The sequence below is a fragment of the Xanthomonas bromi genome (assembly GCF_900092025.1).
In the GTDB taxonomy this organism is placed as follows: domain Bacteria; phylum Pseudomonadota; class Gammaproteobacteria; order Xanthomonadales; family Xanthomonadaceae; genus Xanthomonas; species Xanthomonas bromi.
This window is the reverse complement of the sequence record NZ_FLTX01000072.1, coordinates 1-21,560: the sequence shown is the minus strand read 5'-3', so window position 1 is coordinate 21,560 and position 21,560 is coordinate 1. Positions and strand designations below refer to the sequence as shown.

Here is a 21,560-nt window from a genome sequence, read left to right as displayed (position 1 = left end):
GCGCCGGTCGGTACGCTACACGCAGCGATCGACGTGCACTGGATGCAGCACGCCTTGCAATTGGCCGAGCGTGCCGAGCGCGACTACGACGAAATCCCGGTCGGCGCGCTGGTTGTCGATGCCGGAGGCAATGTGCTTGGCGAAGGCTGGAACTTCAACATCGCCAGCCACGATCCCAGCGCGCATGCCGAAATCGTGGCGATGCGCGAAGCCGGGCGCCGCCTGTCCAATCACCGCCTGATCGGCTGCACGCTGTACGTCACCCTGGAGCCGTGCGCGATGTGCGCCATGGCAATGATCCATGCGCGGATCGCGCGGGTGGTGTTCGCCGCCAGCGACCCCAAGACCGGCGCTTGCGGCAGTGTGTTCGATCTGCTTGCCGACCCACGCCACAACCACCGCGTGCAGGTCAGCGGTGGCGTGCTGGCCGCCGATGCAGGTCTGCGGCTGACCAATTACTTCAGGGCCAAGCGCGGCAAACCGCCACTTGCGCCCTGAGCGACGTGGCCGCGGTATGATGCGCGCCCTTTTCAGCATCCGGCCGGCGACGGCCTTCCACAGGACGGCGATATGGCAGAGAACCTTGCAGGCAACGACCGACTGATCTGGATCGATCTGGAAATGACCGGCCTGGATACCGATCGCGATTCCATCATCGAGATCGCCACCATCGTGACCGATGCGCAGTTGAACGTGCTTGCCGAGGGGCCGGAACTGGCCATCGCGCACCCGCTGGACACCCTGGAAGCGATGGATGAGTGGAACCGCAATCAGCACCGCCGTTCGGGTCTGTGGCAGCGCGTGCTCGACAGTCAGGTCACCCACGCCCAGGCCGAAGCGCAGACGGTGGCTTTCCTGAGCGAGTGGATCCGCGCTGGCGCCTCGCCGATGTGCGGCAACTCGATCTGCCAGGATCGCCGCTTCCTGCACCGCCAGATGTCGCGCCTGGAGCGTTACTTCCATTACCGCAATCTGGACGTGTCCACCATCAAGGAGCTCGCGCGGCGTTGGGCGCCGACGGTGGCGAATGGGTTCGCCAAGAGTTCTGCGCATACCGCATTGAGCGATGTACGCGATTCGATCGACGAGTTGCGGCACTATCGGCAGTTCATGGGCGCGCTCGGTGGCGATACCGCTGCGGGTGTGGAAGGCTGAGACCCTGCAGGCGCGCATTGCGCAGTTGGTCGTCAGCAGTGTGAGGCGTGCAGTGGAATGAGAGGTGCAGCGCGTATTTGAAGCAGCGCTCGGCCTCACTTCTTCGCACGCTTTGCAAACGCGACTTGGCGCCACCCGCTGACAAAAAGGCCGCATCGTTCGATGCGGCCTTTTTGTTTTCGACTGCGGTATTGCCGGTGTCGCCGTCTCACCGTGCCAGCGAAGGGCCTTTGCTCAGGTCGCCATCGTCGGCAATGCCTTTGAGCAACAGATCTGAAATCGGCTTGCCATCGGCGTCGTGGTGATACACATGCAGATCGCGCTGCGGATACGGGATGTTGAGCCCGTTTTCCAGAAGCTGGTTGCGGATCTGCTCCAGCGTCGTGCTCTTGGCGGTGCCGAAGTTGCCGTTGGTAGCATACGCGAACAACATCAGATCGACCGTACTCTCGCCCAGGTTGGTGACCTGCACGAACGGTGCAGGCGATTCCAGGATGTTCGGGTTGTCTTTGGCGATTTGCAGCAACAGCTGCTGCGCCTTCTTCAGATCGTCTTCGTAGCCCACGCCCACGGTCACTTCCAGGCGACGGTTGGGCAGGGTGCTGTAGTTGATGATCGGGGCAGTGGTAATCGTGCTGTTGGGCAGGGTGATCATGCGTTCGTCGAACGAACGGATCCGGGTCTGAAAGATCCTGATCTCGTCGACGATGCCTTCCTGGCCTGCGATCAGCACATGGTCGCCATCGCGCATGGGCCGCAGCACGATCAGCATCACGCCTGCGGCGATATTGGACAGCGAATCCTTCAACGCAAGGCCGACTGCCAGGCCTGCCGCCCCGAGCACTGCGATCAGTGAGGTCGGCGGTACACCGATCTGACTAAGCGCACTGACGAACACCAACACCAGCAACAACGCATACATCACGTTGCGCAGGAAGTTGGTGAGTGTGATCTCCACGCGCGCGCGGGTCAGCGCGCGGTGCAACCACTGGCTGAGTTGCCTGGCCAGCCACATGCCGACCACGATGATCAGCAGCGCCACACCCCAATTGACCGCGTACTGTGCCCACGGAACGGCCGCCCAATTGAATGCCGGCTCGCTGGCCGCCGCCGGCTTCGCAACTGCTGCGCCTGCTGCCGCCACCGGCGTTGCCGCAGCTGCTCCCGCAGCTGCGGCCCACATCGCACCCACCAGTCCCATCAGCTCTCGCTCTTGAGCTTGGCCAAACGCAGCCAGGTATCGACCACGGTGTCGGGATTCAACGAGACGGACTCGATGCCTTCCTGCATCAGCCACTCGGCCAGTTCCGGGTGATCCGACGGCCCCTGGCCGCAGATGCCCACGTACTTGCCCTTGGCGCGCGCCGACTTGATCGCCATCGACAGCAGCTTCTTCACCGCCGGGTTCCGCTCGTCGAACAGGTGCGCCACGATCGACGAGTCGCGGTCCAGGCCCAGGGTCAGCTGGGTCAGGTCGTTGGAGCCGATCGAGAAGCCGTCGAAGATCTCCAGGAACTCATCGGCAAGCAGCGCGTTGGACGGCAGTTCGCACATCATGATGATCTTGAGGCCGTTTTCGCCCTGCTTGAGCCCGTTCTGCTCCAGCACCTCGATCACCTTGCGACCTTCTTCCAGCGTACGCACGAACGGGATCATCACCCAGAGGTTGTCCAGGCCCATCTCGTTGCGCACCTTCAGCACCGCCTTGCACTCCAGCGCGAACGCCTTGGTGAAGGAGGGATCGACGTAACGGCTGGCGCCGCGGAAGCCGATCATCGGGTTCTCTTCATGCGGCTCGTAGCGCGAGCCACCAATCAGGTTGGCGTATTCGTTGGACTTGAAGTCCGACAGACGTACGATCACCGTGTTCGGTGCAACCGAGGCGGTCAGCGTGGCGATGCCTTCGGCCAGACGGTTGACGTAGAAGCTCACCGGATCGCCGTAGCCGGCGGTCTTGGCGTCGATCTTCTTGCGGACGTCGGCGTCCTGCTTGTCGTATTCCAGCAGCGCGTTCGGGTGGATGCCGATGTGCGCGGCGATGATCATTTCCAGGCGTGCCAGACCGATACCGGCGTTGGGTAGTTGGCCGAAGTCGAATGCACGTTCCGGGTTGGCCACGTTCATCATGATCTTGAGCGGGGCGGGCGGCATGTTGCCCAGGTCGGTGGTGGTGCGCTCGAACGGCAGCAGGCCTTCATAGATGAAGCCGGTGTCGCCTTCGGCGCAGCTCACCGTCACTTCCTGGCCGTCGCTGAGCACGTCGGTGGCGTTGCCCGAGCCCACCACTGCCGGCACACCGAGTTCACGCGCGATGATCGCCGCGTGGCAGGTACGACCGCCACGGTTGGTGACGATCGCCGAGGCGCGCTTCATCACCGGCTCCCAATCGGGGTCGGTCATGTCGGCGATCAATACATCGCCCGCCTGCACGCGATTCATGTCGTCCAGCGAGCGCACCACGCGTGCGACGCCGCTGCCGATCTTGGCGCCGACCGCGCGGCCTTCGACCAGGATCTTGGCGTCCTTGGCCTCCAACGAAAAGCGCTCGATTTGGGTGGCATGGCTGCGCGACTTCACCGTCTCAGGGCGCGCCTGCACGATGAAGAGATTGCCGCTGATGCCGTCCTTGGCCCACTCGATATCCATCGGGCGGCCGTAATGCTTTTCGATCACCAGCGCCTGCTTGGAAAGCTCCTGCACGTCTTCGTCGCTGATCGAGAAGGTGCTGCGCAACTCTGCCGGGGTGTCTTCGGTGCGTACGCGTTCGCCGGGCACATCCGAATACACCATGCGGATCGCCTTGCTGCCGAGCGAGCGGCGCAGGATCGCCGGCTTACCCGCGTTGAGCGTGGGCTTGTAGACATAGAACTCGTCCGGATTGACCGCGCCCTGCACGACCATTTCGCCCAGACCGAAGCTGGAGGTGACGAACACCACATCGCGGAAACCGGATTCGGTGTCCAGCGTGAACAACACGCCGGCCGCACCCACGCCCGAGCGCACCATCAGCTGCACACCGGCCGACAGGAACACGTCTTCGTGCTTGAAGCCATGATGCACGCGATAGGCAATCGCACGATCGTTGTAGAGGCTGGCGAACACTTCCTTGACCTTGTGCACCACGTCGTCGGCGCCGGTCACATTGAGGAAGGTTTCCTGTTGACCTGCGAACGAAGCGTCCGGCAGGTCTTCGGCGGTTGCCGAGGAGCGCACGGCCACGGCCACGTCGCCGCCGCCGTTCTGGGCGCAAAGCTGTGCGTAGGCAGTGCGAATGTCGCGGTCCAGTTCCGGATGCAGCGGGGCGTCGATCACCCAGTCGCGGATTTCCTTGCCGGCGAGTGTGAGCGCATTGACGTCTTCGACATCCAGCGTTGCCAGCTTGTCGAAGATGCGCTTGGACAGATCGTTGTGTGCGATGAAGTCCTTGAAAGCTTCCGCGGTAGTCGCATATCCACCCGGAACCGATACGCCCAACCCGGCCAGGTTGCCGATCATTTCGCCAAGTGAGGAATTTTTACCGCCTACGCGGGCCAGATCGGCCAGGCGTAGCTCGTGCAACCACAGGATATTCTCGTTCAAGCGCGATGCTCCGTATGGCCATCGCCCGAGCGGGCTGGATGGCCGCGTCCGTAGGAAGAAGCCGCTATGATGCAGTGCACAGCGGAACCTGCACAAGCATGAACCCGTAAGTTTTGAACACTAGTTCAAAGAGGTGGTCTCGATGTCAACAATTCGGCCGGTGTTTTACGTCTCCGATGGAACCGGTATCACCGCTGAAACGATTGGGCATAGCCTGCTCACCCAGTTCAGCGGATTCAACTTCGTCACCGACCGCATGTCGTTCATTGATGATGCAGAAAAAGCGCGTGACGCCGCAATGCGTGTGCGCGCCGCGGGTGAGCGGTACCAAGTGCGCCCGGTCGTGGTCAATTCGTGCGTCGATCCGCAATTGAGCATGATCCTGGCTGAAAGCGGTGCGCTGATGCTGGATGTGTTCGCGCCCTTCATCGAGCCACTGGAGCGCGAGCTCAACGCGCCGCGTCATTCGCGTGTGGGTCGCGCGCACGGCATGGTCGATTTCGAGACTTATCACCGCCGCATCAATGCGATGAACTTCGCGCTGAGCCACGACGACGGCATTGCGCTCAACTATGACGAGGCCGATGTGATTCTGGTGGCGGTGTCGCGGGCGGGTAAGACGCCAACGTGCATCTATCTGGCCTTGCATTACGGCATCCGCGCCGCCAACTATCCGCTCACCGACGAAGATCTGGAAAACGAACAGCTGCCGCCGCGGTTGCGCAATTACCGCAGCAAGTTGTTTGGTCTGACCATCGACCCGGAGCGGTTGCAGCAGATTCGGCAGGAGCGGCGGGCGAATTCGCGCTACAGCGCGGCAGAAACCTGCCGGCGCGAAGTGGCCATCGCCGAGCGCATGTTCCAGATGGAGCGCATTCCCTCGCTCAGCACGACCAATACATCGATCGAAGAAATCTCCAGCAAGGTGTTGTCCACGTTGGGGCTGCAGCGCGAGATGTTTTGAGTCGAGAGTGGTGGCTGGACATTTATTTGTCGCCGCCCAGCATGTCCTGGCGGACTGCGCACACGGACTGGAGCGCTGTCCGTGCAGTTGCGGCGGCGGCTTGTGGGTAGAAAGCGGGCGGGGCAGTGCTCCGCCAAGGCAGGCCTGCCGTTGGGCCATCGTCAATGCTGCCCGTGCGGCGGCGCAGCGTGTAGGATCGGTCCATGGCGCAAGCACTGAGCAAACTCGAACGCATTCCCAAATTGAGCCGCTTCGGCTGGCTGATGGGGTTGTACGCAGAAAACTTCCAGCATCTGACCCGGCTATTCGCTCCAGCCGATCTGGCGCCCGGTTCCTATGTGTCGTCGATCGGCGACGGACTGAACCTGCGGCTGGACGTGATCGAGTGCCACCGCTACACGGTGGAACTGCGCTTGACCTACGACCTGTGCGACCCGGTGACCGGCGAGCCGGACCCGTCGGCGTATGTACGCCTGTATCGCGATGCGCGACAGGCCGAGACAACGCATTGCTATGTCGGCCGTCGCTGGCAGGACGTGATGGGCATGTTCCCGCCGCCGGCCGAGCTGATCAGCCACCGCATGCGCATGAATACGTTCCTGGGCAAGTGGCTGGAGTACCTGGCCGAGCGCGGCCACGGCGTCGCCACGTTGCGCCTGGATACGAATTACGTGGCGCCGCCGCGGCCGAACCCGCAGGCCGCCGTCGGCTGAGCCAGCCTTGCCGCCGCGTGCGGCACGCCGCTTCAGTCATACTGATCCGCTTCGTGTCAGATCGCATGCCATGCCCTATACCCCGATTGTCGCCACGCTTGGCTACCTGTTGTCGCCGGACGGCACCCAGGTATTGATGATCCACCGCAATGCCCGTCCAGGCGACCAGCATCTGGGCAAGTACAACGGGCTTGGTGGCAAGTTGGAACCGGATGAAGACGTGCTGGCCTGCATGCGTCGCGAGATCCGCGAAGAAGCCGGCGTGGAGTGCGGCGACATGCAATTGCGCGGCACGATCAGTTGGCCGGGCTTCGGGAAGCAGGGCGAGGACTGGCTGGGGTTCGTATTCCTGATCCGCAGCTTCGACGGCATCCCGCAGGCATCCAATCCCGAGGGCACGCTGGAGTGGATTTCCATCGCACAGATGAACCAGGTGCCGATGTGGGAGGGCGACCGCCACTTCCTGCCACTGGTGTTCGATGGCGACCCGCGCCCGTTCCACGGCGTCATGCCGTATCGCGACGGGCGCATGCAGTCGTGGACGTATTCGCGGATCTGATCGGTTCGCGTGCCCGCCGCCGTGCGCAATGCCTATGAACCGAGCCGCTGACGCTGTGCCAGCACGCGCGTTAGCCGAACCCAACTGTCGCAGCTCGACGTCATCGGCGCGCGATATCGGTTAACGGCGCAGCACCCGGCATTCACCAGACGCAACCGTTCCCGGATCATGCAGCGACCATTGGCGGGTATCTCGGTATGCCAACGCGACCGCAGGCGTCGCGCGGTTCTCCACACCCCCTGTGGATGGACACTGCGCAACTCTGTGGACAAGTGCGTGCATCCCTTGCGCCAGTTGGCGCGAGCAACGGCTGATCAAAATTTCACCAGCGCGATCATTGCGCCGTCCAGCCGCCATCGATGGCGATGGATTGCCCGGTGATGTTGCGCGCGGCATGCGACATCAGGAACGCCACGGTGCCGGCCAGCTCGTCGTAGGCGATGAAGGCGCCCTTGGGCATCGGCTTGAGCATCACGTCGCGGATCACAGCGTCCTCGGCGATGCCGCGGGTGCGCGCCTGATCGGCGATCTGCCGCTCCACCAGCGGCGTGCGCACATAGCTGGGGCACAGCGTGTTGACGGTGATGTCGCAATCGGCCGTTTCCAGTGCGATGACCTTGGCCAGGCCGACCAGCCCATGCTTGGCGGCGACATAGGCACTCTTGTACGGGCTGGCCACCAGCGAATGAATGCTGCCGACATTGACGATGCGGCCATAGCCTGCCGCGCGCATGCCGGGCAGCACGGCGCGACTGAGCCGCGCGGCGCCGGTCAGCATGACATCCACCAGCAGCGCCCATTGCTGCATCGGGAACTCCTCCAGCGCAGCGACATGTTGCAGGCCGGCATTGTTCACCAGCACCTGCGGGGCGCGTGATGCGTTGGCCAGTGCCTGCGCGATGCTGTCTGCGTCGGTGACGTCCAGGGCCAGCGCCTCGGCCGAGCCGCCAGCCTGGCGTAACGCATCTGCCGTGCGCTCGGCGGCGGCCAGCTCCACATCGCTGACGATCAGGTGATGGCCGTCGGACGCCAGTTGGGTGGCGATACCGGCGCCAATGCCACTGCCCGCGCCGGTGATCAGGATGTTGCGCATCGAGTGTCCTCACGGAGTGGTGCGCGGCCGGGAGCGGTCACGCCGATCGCCAGCCTAGCCGAGTGCGGCGAAACGGTCGCCTGCACGGCGCGCGCGCGTTACCCTTCGTGTCTTGCTCACCTCAGGCTCCGCATGAAACGCCATTTTTCGATGCTGCGCGATTTCCAACTGGCGGACTGGTTCACACTTGCCAACGCTTTCTGCGGCACCGGTGCGGTGTTTGCGGCAATGCGGTTCCTGCAGGAGGGGCATCGTGGCGATTTGTTGCTGGGGATGGCGTTGATTCCGCTGGCATTCGTATTCGATGCGCTGGACGGACATGTGGCGCGCTGGCGCAAGGCGTCTTCCACCTTGGGCCGCGAGCTGGACTCGCTGGCGGATGTGATTTCCTTCGGCGTAGCGCCAGCGGCGCTGGGCTACGCCTGCGGCATGCGCGGCGGCTGGGATTGGCTGGTGTTGAGCTATTTCGTCTGCTGCGGCGTCAGCCGGCTGGCGCGCTACAACGTCACCGCCGAAGAGATCGCCGGTGAGGCCGACAAGGTGCCGTACTTCGAAGGCACGCCCATTCCGACCAGCCTGCTGCTGGTGATTCTGCTCGCGGTTGCTGCCAGTAGCGGCCATCTTGGCGACACCTTGTGGTGGGGCCAGTGGCAGCTGGGGCCGTGGCAGTTCCACCCGCTGGTGCTGCTGTTTGCGGTGTCCGGCTCGCTGATGATCAGCAAGACGCTGCGAATCCCCAAACCCTGAGCGGCACACCGGTACGCACGCGGTAGGATGGCTGGGTGACGGTCACGGGACGGAATGATGGCAAGCAGCGGTTCGGACAACGGCAACTTCGACGACAAGGCGCGCCAATACTGGACTGCCTGGGGAGATGCCATGCGCCACGGCCAGGCCGGCGCCGCTGCGCAGCAACCGCCGCCCGCGTCCGGTGGCGACGCCACGCAGGACTGGCGCAAGGCGGTGGATTGGTGGTCGCAGTTGCTGCCCACCCAGGCCGCACCGCAGGCGCAGGAGGCGATCGACCGCTTCCGCACCCAGGCCGGCGATTGGTTCGGCACCATGCAACAGGTGGCCGCGCAGTTCGCCGGGCGCGATACCTCGGCCAATGAAGTGGCCGATGCCTGGCGCCAGGCCGTAAAAGGGCAGGGCGAACAGCTGATGCAGTGGACGCTGGGGTCGCTGCGCGGCGGCAGCCCGGGTGGGTTCGACCCGTGGCTGCAGGAGGCGGCGCAGACGCTGCAAAAGTGGCGCGAAGAAAACGCGCCGTGGCTGGACATGCCGGCGTTCGGTTTGAACCGCAATCACCAGTCGCGCCTGCAGAAATTGGCTCGTGCGCAGCAGGATTTCCAGGCCCAGTCGCAAGCCTACGGCGAGCAACTCAAGGCGGCGATCGAGCAGGCGTTTGCGCGGTTTGCGTCCAAGCTGAGCGAGCACGAGAGTAGCGGCAGCCAGTTGACCAGCGCCCGCGCCTTGTTCGACCTGTGGATCGAAGCCGCCGAAGAATCCTATGCCGACGTCGCGCTGTCGGACCAGTTTCGCGAGGTGTACGGCGGCTTCGCCAATGCCCACATGCGCCTGCGCGCTGCGCTGCAGGAAGAAGTCGAGCAGCTCAGCGAACGCTTCGGTATGCCGACGCGCTCGGAGATGGACGCCGCGCACCGCCGCATTGCCGAACTGGAACGCCTGGTCAGGCGGATGCTGCGCAGCGCAGCGTCACCGCCGGCCAGGCCCGCTGCGGCGCCCGAGCCTGATCCGGTGGCGGCACCGGCAGCCGGCAAGCGTGCGTCGGCTGCCAAGCCGGGCGGCGCCGCGCGGCCGGTCAAGCAGGGTGCGTCGACGAAGGCGGCCGTCCACAAGACCCCGCCCCCCAAAACCACGCCTAACAAGAACGCGGCCACCAGCAAGTCAGCGAAAAAGACGCCGCCCAACAAGAAGCTTGGTGCAAAGACCCCGTCCAGGCCGGCAGCCGGCAAATCCGCCGCACGGAAGCCACGTGGAGCGCAGGCATGAAAGGCCCGTTAGGATTCAGCGCCGAAGACCTGATGCAGGAAACCCTGTCGATGCAACGCAAGTTGCGCGAAGGGCTCAAGTTGTTGCCGGGCGTGGACGATGTGGATTACGGCGTCACCGAGCGCCAAGAAATCTGGCGCGACGGCAAAGTGGTGCTGTACCGCTTCATCGGCGAGCAGGCGCCGGTGGCCAAGACGCCGCTGCTGATCGTCTATGCGCTGGTCAATCGCCCGTACATGGTCGATCTGCAGGCAGATCGCTCGCTGGTGAAAGGACTATTGAGTCACGGCCAGGACGTCTACGTGCTGGATTGGGGCTACCCGGATCGCTCCGAGCGCTATCTCACGCTGGAAGATTATCTGCTGCGCTACATCGATGGCGCCGTGGATCACTTGCGCGCGCAGTCTGGGCGAGAGGCAGTCGATCTGCTCGGCATCTGCCAGGGCGGCACGTTCTCGTTATGCTACGCCGCGCTGCAGTGCGCCAAGGTGCGCAACCTGATCACCATGGTGACGCCGGTGGATTTCCATACCCCCGACAACATGCTGTCCAACTGGGCACGCATGGTCGATGTGGATCTGTTCGTGGACACGATGGGCAACGTGCCTGCGGATCTGATGAACGCCAGTTACCTGATGCTCAAACCGTTCCGACTGAATCTGCAAAAGTACGTGGGCCTGCTGGACATTCTCGACGACAAGCAGGCGCTGGAAGATTTTCTGCGCATGGAAAAATGGATTTTCGATTCACCCGACCTGGCCGGCGAAGCGTTCCGCGAATTCGTCACGTTGTTCTATCAGCGCAATGGGCTGGTCACCGGGCAGGTGAGCATCGGCGGGCAGGCGGTCGATCTGCAGGCGCTCGACATGCCGGTGCTGAATATCTACGCTGAACACGACCACCTGGTGCCGCCGGATGCCTCACGGGCGCTGCGCGGGCTGGTCGGTAGCGACGATTACAGCGAACTGAGCTTTCGCGGCGGGCATATCGGGATCTACGTCTCGGGGCGCGCGCAGCGCGAGGTGCCCGTGGCGATCCATCGCTGGCTGCAGGAACGTGACGGTCATGCCTGACGTCGCTGCCTGCAGCACGCGCAGGTGACGCTGCGCTGAGCGCGCCGCGTCGCCATCACGATGTACAGCCTTCGCGCTTTCTAGACTGTTGACTACGTTCTGCAGGAGTTTCGCCATGTCCACCACCACACTGTCCCGTTCACTTAACGACCGCATGATCGCCGGGGTCGTTGGCGGCATCGCGCGTCGTTTTGGTTGGAGCTCCACGCTGCTGCGCGTGTTGTTCGTCATCGTGTCGATCGCCTCGGCCGCGTTTCCCGGCATCTTGGTCTATCTGATTCTGTGGCTGCTGATTCCCAACCAGGCCGATTGAACCCAACAATGCGTGGGCGGTTTGCCTTGCAGGCTCTCGGCGCGTTGTGGACGCTGCCCAACACGGTCCTTGGACTGGCGATCGGCGCGGCCGGGTGGTGGTTTGGCGCGCGCCCACGCTGGTCCCGGCGAGAACATGCGCTGGTATTTCACGCCTGGCCATGGGGGCCGGGCGGGGCGATGACGTTGGGCAACGTGATCCTGCTGAAAGGTGCTTCCCTTGACCTGCAATGCAGCACCTACGCGCATGCCGCCGGCCGGTGTGAGCATCCGCCGGTGCGCCTGGGCGACCACGAGCGGGCGCATGTCTATCAATACATGCTGCTGGGGCCGCTGTTTTTGCCGGTGTACTTTCTGTGCGGAGGCATCCACGTGCGCAACCCGCTGGAGCGGGCCGCCGATACATATGCGATGCACGGCCACGGCTGGTGGCCGTGGCGTATTCAACCCAGACGCGAGAAGCCGAACAACTCGGACAACGGGTGAGGTGTGCCCTCCAGCTGCGCACGCAATAGGCCGGCGCCGATAGCGCTATAGGTGATGCCGTTGCCGCCATAGGCCATCGCGAACGCCACGCGTGGCCCCAATTCGGCATGCGGCCCGAAGAACGGCAACCCGTCGGCAGTCTCGGCAAACGTGCCGGCCCACGAGAACGCCGGGCGCAGGATGACATCGGGCATGGTCTTGGCAATTTTCTTCAGCAGCGTCTTGAGCTTGCGCTCCACCCGCGCGTCGCGGCGCGCGGGGATGTCGATGTCGTCGTCTTCGCCGCCGGCGACCACGCGCCCGTCCGGCGTGCTGCGCACATAGGGATAAGGGCGCGCGGTCTCCCACATCATGGTGTGCTTGAGCGCGCCCATCTCGCTGTCGTGCAAGGGGTCGGTCACGAAGGCATAGCTGCTGCGATTGCGCGCCACCCGCTGCGATAGCCAGCGCTGGTTGCCATAGCCGGCCGCCAGGATCACGTGACGCGCGCGTACGCTGACGCCATCTTCGGTGCGCAGATCGACATGCTGGTCGTGCGGGTCGATCGCGGCAACGGTGGTGCGGTCGTAGATGCGCGCGCCGTATTGCTCGCACTCGGAAAACAGCCGGTAGCACAGCCGGTACGGGTCGACGCTGGCAGCCAGGCGGCTCAGGATCGCGCCTTCCGACTGCACGCCGTAGTCGTGCCACAGCTGTTCGCGTTCAATCCATTCCACCGGCAGTTTGTGCGTCTTGCGGGTCTCCAGTTCGCGACGCAGATCGCCCACATCGCGCACGCGGCTGGCGTAGTACAGGCTGTCCTGGCGCGTGAAGTCGGTGCCGCCGAAGGTATTGCACAGACCCTGCAGGTCGAGGATGGCCTGCGCACACGCGCCATAGGCCAGCGCCGCCGCCTGCATGCCGTGCTGCTTGGCCAGTTCGATCATTGGCGTGTCGATTTCGTACTGCAGCAGCGCGGTGCTGGCCGAGGTGCTGCCCCAGCCGATGTCACGCTGCTCGATTACCACCACTTCGTGGCCGTGACGCAGCAATTCGTGGCCAATCAGTGCCGCGGTGACGCCGCCACCGACGATGGCGACTTCGCATTGGGTGTCTTGCTCCAGGCGCGGGTAGGCGCGCATCAATCCGTTTCGGATCGACCAGAACGGGTAGCCACTTTTGAGGTCCATGCGGTGTCGTAACAGAGTTGGCGGATCGCGATTGACAGCCAAGCAGGGTGAAGCGGCCGTGAGGCGGGCCCTGCCTTGACGCCGTCACCAAACCGCAAACAGCCGGCGTTAACGTGCGTGGAAAGCTCCTCACGGCGCGCTGGGTATCCTCCCGCCACAACGCAGCAACAGCAGCAGACAAGGTGTGGTATGTCGATCGTCCTGTACGTCGGTGGCAGCAAAGATGGCGACAAGGGAGTGGTGCCTTACGGGTTCCGTAAATCGCGTGCGATGACCGACGCTGGCCCGGAAGTCTACGTCGAGCGCATGGTGCCCCTGAAAAATATGGGCAAGGTCCGTGTGATGGCGCTGGAATCGCTGCACGAAAGCATCCTGGTCGAGCGCGCCGCCACGCATTACGCACGCCACGTCAGCTGAGCGTGGCGGCATAGGTTTACGACGGCGCTGTCAACGGGTTTCCGTGGCGGGCCTGCGCTGCGAAAATGCTTTTTTTTCCAGTGAAGCGGTTCACCCCGCGCCGTCATGCACGATAGCCAGCTTGCCCAGCAGATTGCTCGCACCATCGCCGACGAGATCGGTGCTCAGCCCGCCCAGGCGCGCGCCGCCATTGCCCTGCTCGATGAGGGCGCCAGCGTCCCATTCATTGCCCGCTACCGCAAAGAAGTCACCGGTGGCCTGGACGACACCCAGTTGCGTAACCTGGAAACGCGCCTGATCTACCTGCGCGAACTGGAAGAGCGCCGCGCGGCGATCCTGTCCAGCATTGGCGAGCAGGGCAAGCTCAGCGACGAGTTGCGCGACGAGATCGTGGCGGCCGACACCAAGTCGCGGCTGGAAGATCTGTATTTGCCCTATAAGCCCAAACGTCGGACCCGCGCGCAGATTGCGCGCGAGGCCGGGCTTGATCCGTTAGCCGATGGCCTGTTGTCGGATCCGGCGCAGGCGCCGGACGTCGCCGCGGCAGCCTTCATCGATGCCGACAAGGGCGTGCCCGACAGCAAGGCCGCGCTGGAAGGCGCTCGCGCGATCCTGATGGAACGCTGGGGCGAAGATGCGTCACTGGTCGGTGAGTTGCGCAGCTGGCTGAACGACAACGGCGTGATCCGCGCGCGCGTGGCCGAGGGCAAGGAAGAGGCCGGTTCCAAGTACCGCGACTACTTCGACCACGCCGAAGCGCTGGCAAAAATTCCCTCGCACCGCTTGCTGGCGCTGTTCCGCGCACGTCGCGAGGAATTCCTTTATCTGGACCTGGACCCCGGCAGCGATGCCGAAGCCGGACATCAGTATGCCGAAGGTCGCGTGGCGCGCAGTGCGGGCATTTCCAACGAAGGCCGCCCGGCCGACCGCTGGTTGCTGGACGCGTGCCGGCTGACCTGGCGCGCCAAGTTGCACATGCACCTGCTGCTGGACCTGTTCAACCAGGCGCGCGAAAAGGCCGAGGCCGAGGCGATCGCGGTATTCGGCGACAACCTGAAGGACCTGATGCTGGCAGCGCCGGCCGGTCCACGCGTAGTGCTTGGGCTGGATCCCGGCATCCGTACCGGTTGCAAGATCGCCGTGGTCGATGCCACCGGCAAGCTGGTGGCCACCGAAACGATTTACCCGCACGAGCCCAAGCGTCAATGGGATCAGTCGCTGCAGACGATCAAAAAATTGTGCATGCAGCACAATGTGGAGCTGATCGCGATCGGCAACGGGACTGCCAGCCGCGAGACCGACAAGCTGGCAGGCGAGGCGATTGCGCTATGCGGCGCGACCAAGCTGCAGAAAGTCGTCGTGAGCGAGGCAGGCGCTTCGGTGTATTCAGCCTCCGAGTTCGCCGCCAAGGAGTTCCCGAATCTGGATGTGTCGCTACGCGGTGCAGTGTCGATCGCGCGTCGTCTGCAGGATCCGTTGGCCGAGCTGGTGAAGATCGAACCCAAGGCGATCGGCGTGGGTCAGTACCAGCACGATGTGGATCAATATCGTCTGGCCAAGGCACTGGAAGCGCGGGTGGAAGACTGCGTCAACGCGGTCGGCGTCTACGTCAATACCGCCTCGGCGGCGCTGTTGTCGCGCGTGTCCGGGCTGTCGAGCACGGTGGCGGAAAACATCGTGCGTCACCGCGACGACAATGGCCCGTTCAAGCGGCGCAAGGACCTGCTCAAGGTGCCGCGGCTGGGCGACAAGACCTTCGAGCAATGCGCCGGCTTCCTGCGCATTGCCGATGGCGACGAGCCGCTGGACGTGTCGGCGGTGCATCCGGAAGCGTATCCGGTGGTCGAACGCATCGTCAGCACCACCGGCAAGCCGATCAAGGCGTTGCTGGGCGACGGCAGTTTTCTGCGTGGCCTGAAGCCGGAGATGTTCACCGACGAGCAATTCGGTGTGCCGACCGTGCGCGACATTCTCAAGGAACTGGAAAAACCCGGCCGCGATCCGCGTCCCGAGTTCAAGGCGGCACAGTTCGCCGAAGGCATCGAGGACATCAAGCACCTCAAGCCGGGCATGTTGCTCGAAGGGGTGGTCAGCAATGTGGCCGCGTTCGGGGCATTCGTGGATATCGGCGTGCACCAGGATGGACTGGTGCACATCTCGGCGTTGTCGGAGACCTTCGTCAAGGATCCACGCGATGTGGTCAAAGCCGGCGACATCGTCAAGGTCAAGGTGCTGGAAGTGGATGTGGCGCGCAAGCGCATTGCGCTGACCTGCCGTCTGTCCGACACGCCCCCACCGGCCGATGGCTCAGCGCAACCGCGCGACGCCCGCGGCCAGGGGCAGGGCAGGCGCGACGGCGGTGGCCGTGGTCAAGCGCAAGTCAATACCAAACCGCGGACCACCGCACCGCCGGCCGACAACGCATTGGCAGCCGCGTTTGCGCGCGCCAAGCGTAGCTAAGTCGCGCTTTTGATTGTTTGGCGGTGTGATTGACCGGCGTGATTGAGTGGCGTGGAGCAATCGTCGCCGTGCGCTGGTCTGCAGTCTGGTTTCGATGTCATCGCGGCAGATCGTGACTAGGGAGATAAGGCGTACTGCTAGCTGGGTTCGTTGGTGGTATGCATGTCGCCAAATGCCCGATTGATCTGAGGCTTTACTGCAGGGGCCTTACCCGCCCAACATCGCAGGGCACGCTGCAAGTCCGTCCTTGTACGCCCTTACGCGGCATCCATGCCGCATAAGGTCCCGCGACGGTCTGCGGGCAAGGACCAGTGGAGTTGGTCGATGCGCATCGCGTTCAATCAAGCAGCCAACAGACTGTCTGGCGATGGCACCGCACGAGGGCACCGCGCCCTCGATCAACCAAGCTTTTCACTCTCTCACGCGCCGCAGGAGGTAACGCACCTCGTGCGGCTAAGTTCCCTCAATTTCGCCGATCATAATTTGCACACCCATGCGCTGGTGCCATCACGCTTCATCCCGCACCGAATGCGCCGGCAGGATCAAGCGTTCGATCAGGTCGACCAGGCCGGGCGGCTCCACCGGCTTACCCATGTGCGCATCGAAGCCGGCCACCACCGCGCGGTCGCGGTCTTCTGCGCGGACATAAGCAGTGAGCGCGATGGCCGGAATATGCCGCGGCAGATCGGCGCGGCCCGAACGCACGGTGCGGATCAGATCGTAGCCATCGCGCAAGGGCATGGCAATATCGCTGACCAATACGTCGAAGTGCGCGTTCGCCAGGCATTGCTCGGCCGCCTCCACCGATCCGGCAGCCTGCACCTGCGCGCCGGCAAGCATCAGGAACTGCATCACTGCTTCGCGTGAATCCTGATCGTCGTCGACGAGCAGGACGCGCACACCAGCCAGGCGGTCGCGGCACTCGTCCGGCAGCGTGCTCACGTGGTTGGTGCCTGCCGAGGCAGGGCGCAGCTCGCTCACCCCGTGCTGGAACGGCAACACGATGGTAAATAGCGCGCCCTGGCCTGCGCCCGCGCTGGACGCACCCAAGCTGCCGCCATGCAGATCCACCAACTGACGCGAGATCGACAAGCCCAAACCCAGGCCGCCCACGCGCCGGGTAGTACCGGCATCGGCCTGCCGAAAACGGTCGAAGACATGCGGCAGGAAATCCGCCGCAATGCCGATGCCGGTGTCCTGTACGCACAGCCGCAGGCGCTCGTCTTCGACGTCCATCGCCACCCGCACCGTGCCGCCGGCAGGGGTGAACTTGAGCGCATTGCTGAGCAGGTTGGTGAGCACCTGTTGCAGCCGCCCGCCATCGCCGAAGAACCACAATTCGCCATCGCAAGGCGCGTCCAGTTCCAGCGCGATCTCGCGCGCCAGTGCAGTCGGCTGCATCAGTTCCAGCGTGCTGCGCACCAGCCCGGCGATGTCGAAATGCTCGGCCTGCAGGTGGATCTTGCCGGACAGGATCGCGCTCATGTCCAACAGGTCGTCGATGATCTGCGTTTGCGCACGCGCACTGCGTTCGATGATCACCAGGCCTCGGCCCAGATTGGCCGGCTCCGCAATGTCCGATTGCATCAACCGCGACCAACCCAGAATCGCGTTGAGTGGTGTGCGCAACTCGTGGCTGAGCGTGGCAAGGAATTCGTCCTTGACCCGGCTGGCATGCTCGGCTTGCGCGCGCGCACCGGTTTCTGCCTGTAACGACAACTTGAGCTTCGCATCCACACGCGTACGTTCGATCACGATGCCGGCCAGATGCGAGGCCGAGCGCGCCATTGCCTGTTCGCGTAACGAGGGCAGGTGAGGGCGGTCGTAATAAATGTTGAGCGTGCCCAGTACCTGCCCATTGCTGGCCAGGATCGGAGTGACGCAGCACGCCGCGATGCCCATCGCCGCCGAGATCGCATGGTGGCTGGCGAAGCTTGCATCGGCCTGGATATCCGTGCAGATCACCTGACGGCCCAAATGCGCCGAACGGGCGCAGGGTGGTCCATCCGGCCCGATCGGCGATGGCTCAAAGTGCCCGCTGTACTCAATCGGAAAATGCGGTGCCGAGCCAAAACTCAAGGTGTGGCGGATCTCATCGCGCACCATCACCGAGCAGTACAAGGGAATTTCACCGCGCGCCTCCACGCTCAACGCAATCGCATCCAGCACCACCGGCAATGGCGCGCCGGTCGTGATCAGACTCAGGATCGCGCGGTCGGAGGCGGTGGCATCTTCGATGTGCTTGCGCTCGGAGATGTCGGTGAGCGAGCCGATGTGCCCAAGAAAACGCCCGTCGCTGGCAAAATGCGGCGATGCAGTGTCGATGCACCAACGGTATTGCCCGTCGTGGCGACGTACGCGGTATTCGGCAAGAAATTCGCCGCGTTGATTGAGCGCCCGTTCGAAGGCATGTCGCACGCGCGCCGCGTCATCGGGATGCATCACATCCCACCAGCCCTGATCCAGCGCCTGGTCTTCTCCTTGTCCGGTGAAGTTGTACCAGCGTGGATTCCAGTACACGCAATCGCCCTGCGCGTCGGCCATCCAGATCATCGCCGGCACCGTTTCGCACAGCGCACGGAAGCGTGCTTCGCTCTCGCGCAATCGCTTTTCGAACGCGCGCCGGTCGTGGATGTCAGTATAGGTGCCGATCCACTCATTGATGCTGCCGTCGTCGCCGCGCACCGGCAACGCGCGCACCAGGTGCCAGCGCGACTGTCCATCGTGACGCAGCAGCTCGCACTCCACCTCGAACGCGCGCTCGCCGTTCAATGCCAACGCCCAGGCCTGCGCGGACAGGCGCAAGCCGTCGGCGGTGTGCGCCCGGTGCCAAGCGGCATCTTCGTTATTGGACGGATCCAGGCCGGTGTACTCGTACCAGCGCTGGTTGAAGTAGTGCGGCCGTCCGTCCGGATCGGCAATGAAGATGATCTGCGGCAGCGTGTCGGCGAGGCGACGCAGGCGCGCTTCGTTGGCGGATAGTTGCTGCTGCGCCTTGGCCCGTTGCATCGACTCCCAGCAGCGTGCCGCCACCAACCGCGCCAGTTCGATTTCGGTCGGTAGCCAGCGCCGCGGTGCGCGCTGATGCACGCCAATCGCCGCCACCAGTCGGCCGTGCTTGTGCAACGGAATGGCCAGCGAGGCGCGCAATCCGGAGCGGCGGTACTGCTCGGCCACATAGTCAGGCGCACCCGGCGCCATCGCATCGGTCGTGAACCAAGGGCGGTTATCCAGCAGCGCATCGCGCAGGCCCTGCGCCACCTCCAGCGGAAAATCGCCTTGCAGGCTTGGCATGTCTTGCACATGATCGCTGACCACATGCATGGTGCTGCCATCGGCGGCGGCCAGGCCAAACGCGCAACGGTTCGCGTGCAGATGCTCGCCAAGCAGACGCACGCTGGTATCGATGATCTGTCGCGGATCGGACACATGCTGCAGTGCGTCCTCCAGCATCAATAAAAAACTGTCGCGACTGTCGCTGCGAGATTGTTCGCTGACCTCGGTACTCGTAGCCGCAACGCCTACATACAGCGCGCCTAACCGCTCGCCGGCTTGCAGTACTGGGCTGCATGACCAGGTTGCCAGATCCAGCACCGTTGCAGCCGCTTGCTCGCCAGCGCGATCGGAGGCGTTTGCCAGCGCTGCAAGCGGCTGCCCGAATGCCGACGGATGGTGCGGCCCCAGCACTGCAATGCAGGCATCGTTGTAGATGCAGCGGGCGTCGCGCCCCCACTCCAACAGCATCGGCACCTGCGCGTGCAAGCAGACCGATAACGCCGTGCGCAGCGCGGGGCTGTCGCGCAGCAGGGCGTCCACAGCATGTGCGGAAGCGAAAAACAATGCTGTCGTTTCGCTCGTCTCCGGCAGCAAGCCGGCCAACGGCGACACGGCGATATCCATCCAGCGACCCCGCCCGTCATGATTCGATGCCAGATTCTAGTGGCAACCGTGCCGGCAATGGCGGCGCCGAGGAACCGGCGATCAGCAGAGACGCTTGCCGCGTAGACCATAAAGAGCGAGGTGGGCAGGAAGAAAGAGTGGTAAAGATAGATCGCATGCGTGCCGGCCAAAGTGCCTGCACGGCGATGGGCCTGCCTCGCAGCAGGTGCTGCTGCTCAGCTCTTGGCGTCGCTCAGCTCGCGCGCCCTGGACAATGCGTTAATCAGTTCTTCGGACAGGTAGGGCTTGGTCAGAATGACCCCGCGCTCGAAACCGCTTGGGATGCTGCCACTGGCAACGCCGGTCGCCAGCACGAACGGAATACCGCGCTCCGACAACAGTCGCGCGACCGGTTCGCTGGTTTCGCCATTACCCAGCCGATAGTCCAGCACGGCAATATCCGGCGCGTCGGCGCTGATGAGCTGCAAGGCATCGCGCACTTCTCCGACCGGGCCCATGACGACGGCGCCTGCCTGGACAAGCTGCATGTCGAGCAGCATGGCATTCATGTCATCGTTTTCGACCACGAGTACCCGAGCTCCACGCAACACCGACATTGCTTACTCCTTCACGTAATTGGTCAGTATATCGGGACTGCCTGTCCGAAGCGCTGCAGACCCTGCTTGCAGCTGAATTCGTCAGGGGCGAACCGACACTGGTCGTTTCAACAACAAGTCGCTATACTGCGCGGCCACGCCGAAGTGGCGGAATCGGTAGACGCAGCGGACTCAAAATCCGCCGCCCTTAAAAGCGTGTGGGTTCGAGTCCCACCTTCGGCACCAAGTTGTTGCAGTCCCAGCAAAAGCCCTTCTGGAGAAATTCGGTGGGGCTTTTTGCTGTGTATCGTTTTGGCAAGATGCAGGTCTCGGCGGCTTCTGTGATTCCAGACGCCGGTGACTGCGATCCGTTGGCCAGGGTAAGGGCGGAGCAATCGGTCAGGATGTCTGGGCCGCTGTTATCAGGAGTGGAGCGCTTCGCGAACCTGTGCCGCATGATGCGAATGCTTTGGAGCTGATTTCATCCATCGGCTCGCACGTGCCGCAGATACACGACTACCGTTGCGCACGAGCGCCATGCAGTGCGCGGGCAATGGATGACGTTGCAGGCACGCAACCATCACGCTGCATGCGTACCTTGGACGTCTATTTTGAATAGGTCACCTCCATGGACTTCGACGCTTCGCAACAGCTGCGCATCCTGCGCGACATCCACGACACCAAGCCGGTGGCGGACGAAGAGGGCAATTGGGCGGTACGTGCCGGCTACGCCACCCAGGCCGAAGACGGCGACATCGACCTGACGCATGAGGGCCGCAAGGTGCTGGATAGCGGGCAGGCCTGACCTATTGCGTGCGGTGCGCCGCGTGGTTGGCTTGCCGATCAGGCGGAAGGTTTTGATTTGCGTTAATGGGCGGTGCGGGTCAAGCCGCCCGTACACGCATCCAGGCGGTTGGCGTGAATCACGCCTACGCTGACGGCACTTGTGGGTGCGTGGCGGTGTTATTGCAGGCAAGCCGCACCATCGAATGCAATTGCACGCCCGCTTGTCTGATCCTGTAATCGCCGCAACATCCGTTCAATGCGGATGCCAATACTAAAGCACAGGCAAAAAAAGCCCTGGCAGTGCCA

General features: G+C 63.6%; 19 protein-coding genes and 1 tRNA gene. 14 read left to right on the top strand and 6 right to left on the bottom strand.

What is annotated here, in order from left to right; genetic code table 11:
• Window positions 1-42 precede the first annotated feature (42 nt).
• Complete coding sequence (tadA, locus tag XBLMG947_RS19120; RefSeq protein ID WP_083993270.1) at window positions 43-498, top strand: tRNA adenosine(34) deaminase TadA; 456 nt, start codon at window positions 43-45, stop codon at window positions 496-498.
• Between the two features lie 72 nt (window positions 499-570).
• Window positions 571-1,155 (top strand): oligoribonuclease, encoded by a 585-nt coding sequence (gene orn / locus XBLMG947_RS19115; protein ID WP_065470154.1) that lies wholly within the window; start codon window positions 571-573, stop codon window positions 1,153-1,155.
• Between the two features lie 208 nt (window positions 1,156-1,363).
• Here the strand turns inward: orn and XBLMG947_RS19110 are convergent, their stop codons facing one another.
• Window positions 1,364-2,356 (bottom strand): mechanosensitive ion channel family protein, encoded by a 993-nt coding sequence (locus tag XBLMG947_RS19110; RefSeq protein ID WP_065470153.1) that lies wholly within the window; start codon window positions 2,354-2,356, stop codon window positions 1,364-1,366.
• Window positions 2,356-4,734 (bottom strand): phosphoenolpyruvate synthase, encoded by a 2,379-nt coding sequence (ppsA, locus tag XBLMG947_RS19105; RefSeq protein WP_065470152.1) that lies wholly within the window; start codon window positions 4,732-4,734, stop codon window positions 2,356-2,358. Before ppsA ends, XBLMG947_RS19110 begins: the two co-directional genes overlap by 1 nt.
• Before the next feature lie 142 nt (window positions 4,735-4,876).
• On the opposite strand from ppsA, the gene ppsR reads away from it, so the two are divergent.
• From ppsR to XBLMG947_RS19090, 3 genes are all read left to right on the top strand, one after another.
• On the top strand, window positions 4,877-5,698 hold the full coding sequence (gene ppsR / locus XBLMG947_RS19100) for a posphoenolpyruvate synthetase regulatory kinase/phosphorylase PpsR (protein WP_010373220.1): 822 nt from the start codon (window positions 4,877-4,879) through the stop codon (window positions 5,696-5,698).
• A 203-nt stretch (window positions 5,699-5,901) separates the two neighbouring features.
• Window positions 5,902-6,411 (top strand): DUF1249 domain-containing protein, encoded by a 510-nt coding sequence (locus XBLMG947_RS19095; RefSeq protein WP_065470151.1) that lies wholly within the window; start codon window positions 5,902-5,904, stop codon window positions 6,409-6,411.
• A 70-nt stretch (window positions 6,412-6,481) separates the two neighbouring features.
• On the top strand, window positions 6,482-6,970 hold the full coding sequence (locus XBLMG947_RS19090) for an NUDIX hydrolase (protein ID WP_065470150.1): 489 nt from the start codon (window positions 6,482-6,484) through the stop codon (window positions 6,968-6,970).
• 334 nt (window positions 6,971-7,304) lie between these two features.
• Here XBLMG947_RS19090 and XBLMG947_RS19085 read toward each other — a convergent pair whose 3' ends face one another.
• Window positions 7,305-8,063: a 3-hydroxybutyrate dehydrogenase gene (locus tag XBLMG947_RS19085; protein ID WP_065470149.1), complete on the bottom strand. Its 759-nt coding sequence runs from the start codon at window positions 8,061-8,063 to the stop codon at window positions 7,305-7,307.
• A gap of 132 nt (window positions 8,064-8,195) precedes the next feature.
• On the opposite strand from XBLMG947_RS19085, the gene XBLMG947_RS19080 reads away from it, so the two are divergent.
• The 5 genes from XBLMG947_RS19080 (at window position 8,196) to XBLMG947_RS19060 (ending at window position 11,947) form a co-directional block, all read left to right on the top strand.
• Window positions 8,196-8,810 (top strand): CDP-alcohol phosphatidyltransferase family protein, encoded by a 615-nt coding sequence (locus XBLMG947_RS19080; RefSeq protein ID WP_065470148.1) that lies wholly within the window; start codon window positions 8,196-8,198, stop codon window positions 8,808-8,810.
• A 54-nt stretch (window positions 8,811-8,864) separates the two neighbouring features.
• A complete protein-coding gene (phaE, locus tag XBLMG947_RS19075; RefSeq protein ID WP_065470147.1) occupies window positions 8,865-10,076 on the top strand; it encodes a class III poly(R)-hydroxyalkanoic acid synthase subunit PhaE in 1,212 nt (403 codons plus the stop codon).
• Window positions 10,073-11,149 (top strand): class III poly(R)-hydroxyalkanoic acid synthase subunit PhaC, encoded by a 1,077-nt coding sequence (locus tag XBLMG947_RS19070; RefSeq protein ID WP_065470146.1) that lies wholly within the window; start codon window positions 10,073-10,075, stop codon window positions 11,147-11,149. Before phaE ends, XBLMG947_RS19070 begins: the two co-directional genes overlap by 4 nt.
• A gap of 115 nt (window positions 11,150-11,264) precedes the next feature.
• Window positions 11,265-11,462 carry a PspC domain-containing protein gene (locus tag XBLMG947_RS19065; protein ID WP_011347425.1) on the top strand — a complete coding sequence of 66 codons (198 nt, stop codon included), beginning with the start codon at window positions 11,265-11,267 and terminating at the stop codon, window positions 11,460-11,462.
• Between the two features lie 8 nt (window positions 11,463-11,470).
• Complete coding sequence (locus XBLMG947_RS19060) at window positions 11,471-11,947, top strand: hypothetical protein (protein WP_065470145.1); 477 nt, start codon at window positions 11,471-11,473, stop codon at window positions 11,945-11,947.
• Here the strand turns inward: XBLMG947_RS19060 and XBLMG947_RS19055 are convergent.
• Window positions 11,905-13,116, bottom strand: a complete 1,212-nt coding sequence (locus XBLMG947_RS19055; RefSeq protein ID WP_065470144.1) for an NAD(P)/FAD-dependent oxidoreductase — start codon at window positions 13,114-13,116, stop codon at window positions 11,905-11,907. The two genes, XBLMG947_RS19060 and XBLMG947_RS19055, sit on opposite strands and share 43 nt — an antisense overlap.
• Before the next feature lie 189 nt (window positions 13,117-13,305).
• Between XBLMG947_RS19055 and XBLMG947_RS19050 the strand changes: the two genes are divergently transcribed.
• The gene (locus XBLMG947_RS19050) at window positions 13,306-13,533 is read left to right on the top strand and encodes a hypothetical protein (RefSeq protein ID WP_065470143.1); all 228 of its coding nucleotides are present in this window, start codon (window positions 13,306-13,308) and stop codon (window positions 13,531-13,533) included.
• 105 nt (window positions 13,534-13,638) lie between these two features.
• Window positions 13,639-15,993, top strand: a complete 2,355-nt coding sequence (locus XBLMG947_RS19045) for a Tex family protein (RefSeq protein ID WP_065470142.1) — start codon at window positions 13,639-13,641, stop codon at window positions 15,991-15,993.
• 507 nt (window positions 15,994-16,500) lie between these two features.
• Here the strand turns inward: XBLMG947_RS19045 and XBLMG947_RS19040 are convergent.
• A complete protein-coding gene (locus XBLMG947_RS19040) occupies window positions 16,501-19,893 on the bottom strand; it encodes a PAS domain S-box protein (RefSeq protein WP_065470141.1) in 3,393 nt (1,130 codons plus the stop codon).
• Between the two features lie 215 nt (window positions 19,894-20,108).
• Complete coding sequence (locus XBLMG947_RS19035; RefSeq protein ID WP_065470140.1) at window positions 20,109-20,489, bottom strand: response regulator; 381 nt, start codon at window positions 20,487-20,489, stop codon at window positions 20,109-20,111.
• Window positions 20,490-20,627: 138 nt separating this feature from the next.
• Between XBLMG947_RS19035 and XBLMG947_RS19030 the strand changes: the two genes are divergently transcribed.
• Window positions 20,628-20,714, top strand: a tRNA-Leu gene (locus XBLMG947_RS19030).
• Window positions 20,715-21,096: 382 nt separating this feature from the next.
• Window positions 21,097-21,273: a hypothetical protein gene (locus XBLMG947_RS23295; RefSeq protein WP_065470139.1), complete on the top strand. Its 177-nt coding sequence runs from the start codon at window positions 21,097-21,099 to the stop codon at window positions 21,271-21,273.
• Window positions 21,274-21,560: the final 287 nt, after the last annotated feature.

Excerpts from the sequence above, each read along its gene's own strand:
- tadA (WP_083993270.1), top strand. The coding sequence starts at position 43 with ATGCAGCACGCCTTGCAATTGGCCGAGCGTGCCGAGCGCGACTACGAC.
- orn (WP_065470154.1), top strand. The coding sequence starts at position 571 with ATGGCAGAGAACCTTGCAGGCAACGACCGACTGATCTGGATCGATCTG.
- XBLMG947_RS19110 (WP_065470153.1), bottom strand. The coding sequence starts at position 2,356 with ATGGGACTGGTGGGTGCGATGTGGGCCGCAGCTGCGGGAGCAGCTGCG.
- ppsR (WP_010373220.1), top strand. The coding sequence starts at position 4,877 with ATGTCAACAATTCGGCCGGTGTTTTACGTCTCCGATGGAACCGGTATC.
- XBLMG947_RS19095 (WP_065470151.1), top strand. The coding sequence starts at position 5,902 with ATGGCGCAAGCACTGAGCAAACTCGAACGCATTCCCAAATTGAGCCGC.
- XBLMG947_RS19090 (WP_065470150.1), top strand. The coding sequence starts at position 6,482 with ATGCCCTATACCCCGATTGTCGCCACGCTTGGCTACCTGTTGTCGCCG.
- XBLMG947_RS19085 (WP_065470149.1), bottom strand. The coding sequence starts at position 8,063 with ATGCGCAACATCCTGATCACCGGCGCGGGCAGTGGCATTGGCGCCGGT.
- XBLMG947_RS19080 (WP_065470148.1), top strand. The coding sequence starts at position 8,196 with ATGAAACGCCATTTTTCGATGCTGCGCGATTTCCAACTGGCGGACTGG.
- phaE (WP_065470147.1), top strand. The coding sequence starts at position 8,865 with ATGATGGCAAGCAGCGGTTCGGACAACGGCAACTTCGACGACAAGGCG.
- XBLMG947_RS19070 (WP_065470146.1), top strand. The coding sequence starts at position 10,073 with ATGAAAGGCCCGTTAGGATTCAGCGCCGAAGACCTGATGCAGGAAACC.
- XBLMG947_RS19065 (WP_011347425.1), top strand. The coding sequence starts at position 11,265 with ATGTCCACCACCACACTGTCCCGTTCACTTAACGACCGCATGATCGCC.
- XBLMG947_RS19060 (WP_065470145.1), top strand. The coding sequence starts at position 11,471 with ATGCGTGGGCGGTTTGCCTTGCAGGCTCTCGGCGCGTTGTGGACGCTG.
- XBLMG947_RS19055 (WP_065470144.1), bottom strand. The coding sequence starts at position 13,116 with ATGGACCTCAAAAGTGGCTACCCGTTCTGGTCGATCCGAAACGGATTG.
- XBLMG947_RS19050 (WP_065470143.1), top strand. The coding sequence starts at position 13,306 with ATGTCGATCGTCCTGTACGTCGGTGGCAGCAAAGATGGCGACAAGGGA.
- XBLMG947_RS19045 (WP_065470142.1), top strand. The coding sequence starts at position 13,639 with ATGCACGATAGCCAGCTTGCCCAGCAGATTGCTCGCACCATCGCCGAC.
- XBLMG947_RS19040 (WP_065470141.1), bottom strand. The coding sequence starts at position 19,893 with ATGGATATCGCCGTGTCGCCGTTGGCCGGCTTGCTGCCGGAGACGAGC.
- XBLMG947_RS19035 (WP_065470140.1), bottom strand. The coding sequence starts at position 20,489 with ATGTCGGTGTTGCGTGGAGCTCGGGTACTCGTGGTCGAAAACGATGAC.
- XBLMG947_RS23295 (WP_065470139.1), top strand. The coding sequence starts at position 21,097 with ATGGACTTCGACGCTTCGCAACAGCTGCGCATCCTGCGCGACATCCAC.